Source organism: Burkholderia sp. Se-20378 (genome assembly GCF_017104665.1).
Taxonomy (GTDB): domain Bacteria; phylum Pseudomonadota; class Gammaproteobacteria; order Burkholderiales; family Burkholderiaceae; genus Burkholderia; species Burkholderia lata.
Genome location: NZ_JAAGPG010000460.1, coordinates 1 through 6,698 on the forward strand (window position 1 = coordinate 1; position 6,698 = coordinate 6,698).

The 6,698-nt window shown below is 68.1% G+C and carries 5 protein-coding genes; 1 reads left to right on the top strand and 4 read right to left on the bottom strand.

What is annotated here, in order from left to right; translation table 11 throughout:
• From G3N93_RS31215 to G3N93_RS31230, 4 genes are all read right to left on the bottom strand, one after another.
• A partial coding sequence (locus G3N93_RS31215) for a penicillin-binding protein 1A (RefSeq protein ID WP_206134681.1) occupies positions 1-2,468 on the bottom strand: 2,468 nt, incomplete at its 3' end.
• Between the two features lie 174 nt (positions 2,469-2,642).
• Positions 2,643-3,650 carry a trans-3-hydroxy-L-proline dehydratase gene (gene lhpH / locus G3N93_RS31220; protein WP_206134682.1) on the bottom strand — a complete coding sequence of 336 codons (1,008 nt, stop codon included), beginning with the start codon at positions 3,648-3,650 and terminating at the stop codon, positions 2,643-2,645.
• A 65-nt stretch (positions 3,651-3,715) separates the two neighbouring features.
• A complete protein-coding gene (locus tag G3N93_RS31225) occupies positions 3,716-4,837 on the bottom strand; it encodes a branched-chain amino acid ABC transporter substrate-binding protein (RefSeq protein WP_174935354.1) in 1,122 nt (373 codons plus the stop codon).
• 121 nt (positions 4,838-4,958) lie between these two features.
• Complete coding sequence (locus G3N93_RS31230; protein ID WP_174935356.1) at positions 4,959-5,696, bottom strand: FadR/GntR family transcriptional regulator; 738 nt, start codon at positions 5,694-5,696, stop codon at positions 4,959-4,961.
• Positions 5,697-5,960: 264 nt separating this feature from the next.
• Here G3N93_RS31230 and G3N93_RS31235 point away from each other — a divergent pair.
• Positions 5,961-6,698: delta(1)-pyrroline-2-carboxylate reductase family protein (locus tag G3N93_RS31235; RefSeq protein WP_206134683.1), on the top strand; the 738-nt coding region annotated here is incomplete at its 3' end.

The window sequence follows — 6,698 nt, forward strand, 5'->3', positions numbered from 1 at the left end:
GGCGGCTGCGCGGGTTGCGGCTGCGATTGCGATGCGCCCGCCGACAGCGCGGCGGCCGACGCGGCCACTTCGGACGCCGGCACCCATTCCTCGACGATGCCACCCGATGCCGCTTCGGGCGCCGAGGCAGCCGACGCGGCCGAGGCCGCGCCCGTATCAGCCTCGGGCGCACGCTCCACCCGCTGCGTCCTGACCGGTGCGGGCGCCTTCTTCGCCTCGGGCGGGAACCACGTGTCGTACAGGTCCGTCACACGCTCGCGCAGCGACGCGAACCAGCCCGGCGACGGCTCGGTATCGAATTTCGCCTTCGTGTCGACGATCCGGGCGCGCTGCGCACGCTGGAAGAAATCGCCGACGATCGGCAGCGCACTGTGCGCGCCCTGCCCCCAGTAGTCGCTGCGCAGCGTCACGCGGCCGTCGTCGAAACCGACCCACGCGCCGGCGACGAGGCCGGGCTGCATCAGGATGAACCAGCCGTCCGCGTTGTCCTGCGTCGTGCCCGTCTTGCCGGCCACGTCGCCACGAATCCCGAAGCGTGTGCGGATGCTGCCGCCCGTGCCGCGCGTCACGACATCGCGCATCACGCTGAGCAGCGTCTTGTCGGTTTCGGCGTCGAGCGCGCGCTCGGGCGGCGCCGGCGCGTATTCGGCGAGCACGTCGCCCTGGCGGTTCTCGATCCGCGTCACCATCTGCGGCTCGACATACAGCCCGCCGTTCGCGATCGTCGCGTACGACGCGACCATTTCCTTCAGCGTGACGGGGCTCGTGCCGAGCGCCAGCGACGGCACGCGTTCGAGCGGGCTTTCGCGCACGCCCATGTCGCGTGCGAGCCTGGCCACGGACGCCGGCCCGACCTTCTCCATCACCTGCGCGGTGATCCGGTTGCGCGACAGCGCGACCGCGTCGCGCAGCGTCATCGGCTTGCCGGTCGGCGGCACGTCATCGTTCGGCCGCCAGATCTCACCGCCCTTCAACGGGATCTCGATCGGCTGGTCGATGAACGTGTCGTCCGGCGTCATCCCGTTCGCGAACGCGACGCCATAGACAAACGGCTTGAACGTCGAGCCCGGCTGGCGCCGCGCCTGCGCGACGTGGTCGAACGGCTCGTTGGTGAAGTCGCGGCTGCCGACCCACGCGCGGATCTGCCCGTCGCGCGGATCGATCGCGAGGAAGCCGGCCTGCACGTCGGTCTTCGTCTTGCACAGCGCGCGCATGAAGCCGCGGTCGGCCGCGAGCAGCTTCATCGCGGCCGCGTCGTCCTTGCCGCCGTCCTGCGCGGCCTTGTACTCGGGCGACTCGCGCATGAAGGTGCGGAACACCTCGTTGTCGGTGCCGCAGCCGTCGCGGCCGCTCCAGGCGTTGTTCGCAATGCCCTGCAGCTGGTTGCCCTGCAGCGTGAGCGCCTGCGTCGCCATCTGCTGCAGCCGCGAGTCGATCGTCGTGCGCACGATCAGCCCGTCCGCGTAGATGTTGTAGTCGTTGCGGTCGGCCCACGCGATCAGCCATTTGCGCAGCTGCTGCGCGAAATGCGGCGCCGGCCCCGGCGGCTCCTTCTGCCGCTCGAAGTCGATCCGCAGCGGCCGGCGCTGCAACTGCGCGAACTGCGCGGGCGACAGCTTGCCGTACTTCACCATCTGGCCGAGCACCGTATTGCGCCGCTGCAGCGCGCGCTCGGGGTTCAGCACCGGGTTGTAGTAGCTGTTACCCTTCAGCATGCCGACGAGCGTCGCGCTGTCGAGCACGTCGAGCTCGTCCGCCGACTTGTCGAAATAGGTGCGCGCGGCCATCTCGACGCCGTACGCGTTGTACAGGAACGGCACCGTGTTCAGGTAAGTCTCGAGGATCTGGTCCTTGCTGTAGACCGCCTCGATCTTCAGCGCGGTGATCGCCTCCTTCACCTTGCGCGTGAGCGTCGGCGCACGGCCGATCTCGTCCGGATACAGGTTGCGCGCGAGCTGCTGCGTGATCGTCGAGCCGCCCTGGCGGCTGCCCGAGAACGTATGGAGCGCGGCCGACGCCGTGCGCTTCCAGTCGAGGCCGTGGTGCTCGTAGAAACGGTGATCCTCGGTCGCGATCAGCGCGTCGACCATGTGCGGCGAGATCTGCTTGAGCGGCACCCACTCGCGGTTCGACGGCTTGAATTCGGCCAGCAGCTTGCCGTCGGCGGACAGCACCTGCGCCGGCTGGTCGACGCGCGCCTTGCGGATGTCGCCGATGCCCGGCGTGAACGGGATGAGCACGACCACGTACACCACGAACAGCGTCGGCACGGCGGCGCCGGCGAGCAGCACGCCGCGGCGCGTCGGGTGACGGACATGGTGCCACGCGGTGGCGGCGAGAGGCTTGACCCGCGCGACGGCGGCAGCCGCGACGGGTTGGGCGCGCGCGACCCATCTGGCACAGAAGTCACGCACTGACGACACGTTTCGGCGATTCACGCGGGTGGAGCTCGGCTGAAAAGGGTGCATCGTACCAAACTCGCGCGGCCCGCCGGACTGCAATGGCGCGGCGGCGGCACGCGCGGCGCGGCTGCGCGGCGGTTCACACGCAAAAAAGGCGCGCGCCCCGCAACCGGAACGACGCGCCAAGCCTGGTACTACAAACGGGTGGCCGCGCCAGGCGCGGCCGATCGGCGCCGCAACTCAGCGCACGAGAAAACCGTAGGTCAGCGGATCGCGTTCGTCGACGATCCAGTTCGCGAACCCGCAGATATGCGCGCTGCCCTCCACTTCCGGAATCACGGCCGGGATGCCGCCAACCGACGTTTCGCGCAGCACGCGCCCCTTGAAGACCGTGCCGACGATCGATTCGTTGACGAGCGTGTCGCCGGCCGCGAGCAGCCCGCGCTGGTAGAGCTGCGCGACCCGGCCGCCGGTGCCGGAACCGGTCGGCGAGCGGTCGACCTCGCGATCCGCGAACACGCAGCAGTTCGCCTGCGTCGAGCCCGGGTGGCGCGGCGCGTTCGCGATGATCGTGCCGTAGATGTGGTTGATTTCCGGAATCTCCGGATGCTCGACCGGATACTTCACGTTCGCGGCGGCCTTCACTTCCGCGCCGAAGCGGATCAGCTTTTCCACGGCCGCTTCGCGCACCGGCAGGTCGAACGGCGCGCCGTCGACGTAGAAATAGAACGCGCCGCCGTACGCGATGTCGCCGGTCACGGTGCCGAACGACGGCGTCTCGACCGACACGTCGCGCTGCCAGATGAACGACGGCACGTTGACGAAGCGCACCGGCCCCGCATGCTCGCCGTCCCACTTGACGAACGCCTCGATGAAGCCGCACGGCGCGTCGATGCCGACCCGCGTTTCCGGCACCGTGCGCTGCACCCAGCCGAGCTCGACGGCCGCGGTCGACAGTGCGATCACGCCGTGCCCGCAATGGTCGCTGTAGCCTTCGTTATGCAGGAAGATCACGCCGAAATCCGCGTTCGGCGACACGGGCTCGGTCAGGTAGCCGCCGTACATGTCGGCGTGGCCGCGCGGTTCGAACATCAGCGCGCGGCGGATCTCGTCGGCATTTTCCTTGAGCCACGCGCGCCGCTGGACGATCGTGTCGCCCGGCAGGCGCGGCAGCCCGCTCGTGACGATGCGGAACGCTTCGCCGCCCGTATGGACTTCGACGGTGGAAAGGGATCGGGAAATTTTCATGGTGGATCGAATGCGTTGAAACGAAAGACGGCGGCCGCGCCGCCGTCCGATGGCAGGCTGGCCGGTTACTTCGCGTACGGTTCCGGCAGGCCGTTGCGGATCACGTAGACGGTGGTCGGCGCGCCCTTCAAGTCGCCGTTCGCGTCGAACGAATAGGTGCCCGCGACACCCTTGTAGTCCGACTTCGCGAGCTGCGCGATCAGCTTCGCCTTGTCGGTGGTCGTGCCGGCCTTGACCATCGCGTCGGCGAGCAGCTTCATCCCGTCGTAGTAGTTCACGCCGTAGACCTGCGTATCGGTGTGATATGTGTCGTGGTACTTCTTCAGGAATTCGCGGCCGGCCGCCGTCTTCTCGAGCGCGACGCCGCCCTGCGCGCAGTAGACGATCGACGCCGCGTCGCCCGCGACCTTGCCCATGTCCGCCGAGCAGATGCCGTCGCCGCCGAGCAGCTTCGCGCGCAGACCGCGCTGCTTCATCTGCTTGGCCATCGGCGCGCCCTGTGCCGCATAGCCGCCGAGGAAGATCACGTCGGGGTTGCTGGCCTTGATCTTGGTGAGAATGCCGAGGAAATCGGTGGCCGACGAACTCGTGTATTCCTGGTCGACGATCTTGATGCCGTTCGCCTTCGCGACGTTCATGAACTGCTCGGCAACGCCCTGCCCGTACGCGGTGCGATCGTCGATCACGGCGGCGGTCTTCGCGTTCAGCGTCTTCGCGGCAAAGGTGGCCATCGTGCCGCCGAGCTGTTCGTCGCTCGCGCCGATCCGGAAGATGTTCTTGAAGCCCTGCTTGGTCAGCGCCGGGTTCGACGCGACCGGCAGCATCGGCACGCCGGCGGTCGAGTACACGCGCGATGCGGGAATCGCGACGCCCGAGTTGTACGGCCCGAGCACCGCGACGACGCCCTTGTCGACGAGATTCTGTGCAACCTGCACGCCGGCCTTCGGGTCGGCCTGGTCGTCGTCGGAAACCAGTTTGAAGGTGACGGTCTTGCCGGCGACCTTGATGCCGGCCTTGTTGAGTTCGTCGACGGCCAGGCGCGCGCCGTTTTCATTGTCCTTGCCGTTCGCGGCCTGCGGGCCGGTCAACGGCGCCGAATGGCCGATCATCACGACTTCCTGCGCCTGCGCGGAAGTCAGCGCGCCGGCGGCGAGGGCCACCGAGAGCGCGGTAACGAGGTGTCGCATGGTGTCTCCTGATTGGTTTTGTGTGAAACCAATGTAGGACACGCGTGGTCACCATGCAAGCAATTAAAAAATAAAAACTTCGATTCTGGTCATTTTTCAGACCAGAACGAACCCGGCGTGGTCACTTCGGCGCGATGTCGCGCCGTACGCGGAGGATGTGCTGCTCGACATAGAACGCCGCCGCATCGGCGTCGCCGGACACGATCGCCTCGTAGATCAGCCGGTGCTCGGACACGTAGAGCCGGATCCGCCCCGCATCGTAGATGCCGTCGTCCTTCAGCCGTTTCCACAGCGGCTGGTCCATCGTCTTCGCGACTTCGTCCGCGATCTTCACCATCAGCGCGTCGCCGGTCATCAACGCGAGTTGCCGGTGGAACAGACGGTCGCTCTCGTTCCACAGCGCGCGCTGATGCGGATCGTCGACGTCGGTAATGGTCTCCATCTGAGCCAGATAGCGTTCGGCGCCCGGGTCGGCACGGCCGTGCGCGGCCGCGAGGCGCGCGATCGCGGGCTCCAGGATCAGCCGCACGTCGAGCGTCGACGTCGGGCTGAAATCGGGTTCGGACGCCCGGTGCATGTCGCCGTGCTGCGCGAGCACGTCGAGCGGCGACGCGACGACGTAAGTGCCCGAATTGCGCTTCGTGAACACGAGCCCTTCGTTCTGCAGCGCGCCGAGCGCCTCCCGCACGGCCGGCCGGCCGACCTGGAACAGCCCCGCGAGCTCGCGTTCGGACGGCAGCCGCGACTCGGCGGCATAGCGCCCCGCGCGGATCTCGTCGCGGATCTTCTCGGCCACCTGCTCGTAGATCTGCAGCGGCCTGAAACCGCCTTCGAGTGTGTCGGGACGCGCGGACATCATCGTTGTCGCTCCTGCCCGGTCGCGGGCGTGAATCTGGAATGGGTTCGCACTATACCGGAGCGCGCCGGCATCGAGGCCATGGCGGCCCTTCTGGACAGATATTAGAACCAAAACCGGCAAGCCGCTTTATTTTCTGGGTTGCGGGTGGGCCAGCAAGTGGTATAGATTCGATCCACACTGCCCTGTGTCACGGTATCCGGCAGCCCTGTGGCGGGCGCGGCATGCGCCCGTCGTCCACGCTCACCGACGCATACGACGTACACGATGACCGCTCTTTCCCCGATTCCCGTTTTCGATGCGGCCGACACGGCCGCGCTGCTCGACTACCCGGCGCTGCTCGCCACGCTCAGGCAGGCCGTCGCCGACTATGCGGCGGGCGAGATCGTCAGCCCCGAACGCCTGGTCGTGCCGCTGCAGGCCGGCGGCGTGATGCTGTCGATGCCGTCGAGCGCGCGCGACCTCGCGACTCACAAGCTCGTGAACGTGTGCCCGGGCAACGGCGCGCGCGGGTTGCCGACGATCCTCGGCCAGGTCACCGCATACGACGCGACCACCGGCGAAATGCGTTTCGCGCTGGACGGCCCGACGGTCACCGGGCGCCGCACGGCCGCCATTACCGCCCTCGGTATCCAGGCGCTGCATGGCGTCGCCCCGCACGACATCCTGCTGATCGGCACCGGGAAGCAGGCGGCCAATCACGCGGAAGCGCTTGCCGCGATCTTTCCCGATGCGCGCCTTCACGTGCGCGGCACGAGCGCCGACAGCGCGGCTGCATTCTGTGCCGCGCACCGCGCGCTCGCGCCGAAGCTCGTGCCGCTCGACGGCGCCGCGATTCCCGATGAGATCGACGTCGTCGTCACGCTGACGACGAGCCGCACGCCCGTCTATCGAGAAGCAGCGCGCGAAGGCCGGCTCGTGGTCGGCGTCGGCGCGTTCACCGCGGACGCGGCCGAGATCGATGCGAACACCGTGCGCGCCAGCCGGCTGGGCGGCGCCGATACG

Coding starts and splice junctions, on each gene's coding strand:
- G3N93_RS31230 (WP_174935356.1), bottom strand. CDS start 5,696: ATGATGTCCGCGCGTCCCGACACACTCGAAGGCGGTTTCAGGCCGCTG.
- lhpH (WP_206134682.1), bottom strand. CDS start 3,650: ATGAAAATTTCCCGATCCCTTTCCACCGTCGAAGTCCATACGGGCGGC.
- G3N93_RS31225 (WP_174935354.1), bottom strand. CDS start 4,837: ATGCGACACCTCGTTACCGCGCTCTCGGTGGCCCTCGCCGCCGGCGCG.